Genomic DNA, 2559 nt, shown 5'->3' with positions numbered 1-2559 from the left:
CCGGTCCGCACCGCCCCCGCCTGCCCGCCGACGCCCCGACCTCACGACCGACGACCGGGGTCTGGGTACCGCTGCTGGCACTCGAGCGGTACCCAGACCCGGGTCGCGGGCTCGTGGACGGGAGCACGTCAGCGGCGGCGGGCGAAGAGCAGGGCCGCGGCCGTCCTCGCGACCAGGAAGATGCCGAGGCACCACGCGACCGCGGACACCCACGTCGACGTCTCCAGCGGCAGGCCCAGCAGCAGGCCGCGCATCGTGTCCGTCACCGGCGTGACCGGGTTCCACGCGGCGATCGCCTCGAGCACCGACGGCATCGACTCCGGCGGCACGAACGCGCTCGACACGTACGGCAGGAACAGGATGAAGAACGTGAAGGCGCTGGCCGCCTCGGGCCCGGACGACACGATGCCCACCGCGACGCCGACCCACGTCAGCGCGAGGACGAACAGCGCGACCATCCCGAGCGCGCCGAGCCAGTCGAGCAGTGTCGCGTCAGGGCTGAACCCGACGAGGAACGCGGCGACGATGACGAGCGCCGTCGACACCGCGTTGCGGACCATGCTCGCGACGACGTGGCCGGTCACGACGCCTGTCGCGCGGATCGGCATGGAGCGGAAGCGGTCGATGATGCCGTTCGTCATGTCGGACGCCATGTCGACCGCGGTGTTGGCGGCCCCGTAGCCCGCGGTCAGCAGGATGATGCCCGGCACGACGAAGTCGACGTAGCGGCCCGTCGGGTCGATCGCCCCGCCGAACACGAACGTGAACATCAGCAGGAGCATCACGGGCAGCATCACCGAGAGGAGCAGCGTGTCGAGCTGCCGGGTCGTGCGGCGCAGGGTGCGGCCGATCAGCGCGGTCGTGTCACGGACGGTCTGGCCCGCACCGGGGCGGACCGTCGTGGGCGCGGGGGCGAGCAGGGCGGTCATCGGGTCTCCCGGGGGTGCGGGCCGGCGGCGGCGAGCGCGTCGGCGGACGGGCGGGTGCGGTCGTCGGCGTCGCCGCCGCGGCTCGGGTCAGAACCGGGCGTGGGCTCGGCAGGCTTGCCGGTGAGGCTGAGGAACACGTCGTCGAGCGTGGGCTCACGGACCTGCCACGCGGCGACGTCGAGCGGGCGCGCGGACACGTCGCCGAGGATCCGGTGGACGTCCGCGACGGACCCGTCCGTGGGGACGCGCTGCACGGTGCCGTCGCGCAGGACCAGCTCGACGTGCGCGGACCCGACGGTGCGCTTGAGCTCGGTGGCAGTGCCCTGCGCGATGACGCGTCCGTGGTCGATCACGACGATCCGGTCGGCGAGGCGGTCGGCCTCCTCCAGGTACTGCGTGGTGAGCAGGAGCGTCGCGCCCGCGTCGACGACGTCCCGGATGACGTCCCAGAGGTCACCGCGGCTGCGCGGGTCGAGGCCGGTGGTCGGCTCGTCGAGGAACACGACCTGGGGACGGCTCAGCAGGCTCACGGCGAGGTCGAGCCGCCGCCGCATGCCGCCGGAGTACGTCTTGACCAGGCGTCCCGCGGCGTCGGTGAGGTCGAACAGCTCGAGCATCGCGTCCGTGCGCGCGCGGACCTCGCCGGCACCCAGGTGCGCGAGGCGGGCCATGAGGTGGAGGTTCTCCGCGCCCGTGAGCAGCTCGTCGACCGCCGCGTACTGGCCCGTGAGGCTGATGGCCGCGCGCACGGCTGCCGGGTCGCGGACGACGTCGGCGCCGGCGACCGTCGCGGTGCCGCCGTCGGGCCGCAGGAGCGTCGACAGGATGCGGACGGTCGTCGTCTTGCCCGCGCCGTTCGGCCCGAGCAGGGCGAGGACCTCGCCGCGGTGGACGTCGAGGTCGACGCCGTCGAGGACGGTGAGGTCGCCGTAGGACTTGCGCAGTCCGCGGGCGACGACGATCGGTGCGGTCATCGCGTGGCCTCCTTCTGTGTACGTCGTAAACTGTGTGTGTATGTCATACACACTTATAGGATCGGGCGTCAAGGAGGTACGACGTGGACGAGGCAGCGAACCCGCACCCGGACGGCGACCGCACGGGGGGCGACCGCACGGGGGGCGATCGCACGTGGCCCGACGTGGACGCGGCGAGCGACAGCGGGCCCGACGCGGTCCCCGACAGTCGCGAGGCCGACGGTCGCCCCTCCCCGGCCGGCAGCTCCGAGGCCGACGACCGCGCCGCCGAGGACGCACGTCGGGACGCCGACGGCCGCGACGCGGGGGTCGCGCGTCGCGAGGCCGACGACGCACGCAAGGAGACCGAGGCGCTGCGCCGCGACCGCGAGAAGGCCGAGCGCGCCGCCGCCAAGGAGGCCGACCGCGCACGTCGCGACCGCGAGAAGGCCGAGCGCGAGGCCGCCAAGGACGCCGAGCGCGCCCGCAAGGAGGCCGACCGTCGCCGTCGCGACGACGAGAAGGCCGAGCGCGACCGCGTCAAGGCGCTGGCGCAGGCCGAGGCCGCCCGCGAGCGGGCCCTGCAGGACGCCGAGCGCGAACGGGCGCGCCGCGAGACCGAGGCCCGCCGCGAGGCCGAACGCGCCCAGGCCGAGCGCGAGCGCGCCGCCCGCGAC

2 protein-coding genes and 1 pseudogene are annotated in these 2559 nt (G+C 74.4%); 1 reads left to right on the top strand and 2 read right to left on the bottom strand.

The window, feature by feature from the left end:
• Positions 1-128: 128 nt before the first annotated feature.
• Positions 129-929, bottom strand: coding sequence for an ABC transporter permease (locus CTKZ_RS12200; RefSeq protein ID WP_124343199.1), 801 nt, complete (start codon positions 927-929; stop codon positions 129-131).
• Complete coding sequence (locus CTKZ_RS12195; RefSeq protein ID WP_124343198.1) at positions 926-1903, bottom strand: ATP-binding cassette domain-containing protein; 978 nt, start codon at positions 1901-1903, stop codon at positions 926-928. Before CTKZ_RS12195 ends, CTKZ_RS12200 begins: the two co-directional genes overlap by 4 nt.
• 83 nt (positions 1904-1986) lie before the next feature.
• On the opposite strand from CTKZ_RS12195, the pseudogene CTKZ_RS12190 reads away from it, so the two are divergent.
• Positions 1987-2559: pseudogene (locus CTKZ_RS12190) on the top strand (hypothetical protein); the annotation flags it as partial.

Origin of the sequence: Cellulomonas algicola (assembly GCF_003851725.1) — a bacterium.
GTDB lineage: Bacteria > Actinomycetota > Actinomycetes > Actinomycetales > Cellulomonadaceae > Cellulomonas > Cellulomonas algicola.
Note: the sequence above shows the minus strand (reverse complement) of the source record. Positions and strands in the feature narration are given on the sequence as shown.

Coding starts and splice junctions, on each gene's coding strand:
- CTKZ_RS12200 (WP_124343199.1), bottom strand. CDS start 929: ATGACCGCCCTGCTCGCCCCCGCGCCCACGACGGTCCGCCCCGGTGCG.
- CTKZ_RS12195 (WP_124343198.1), bottom strand. CDS start 1,903: ATGACCGCACCGATCGTCGTCGCCCGCGGACTGCGCAAGTCCTACGGC.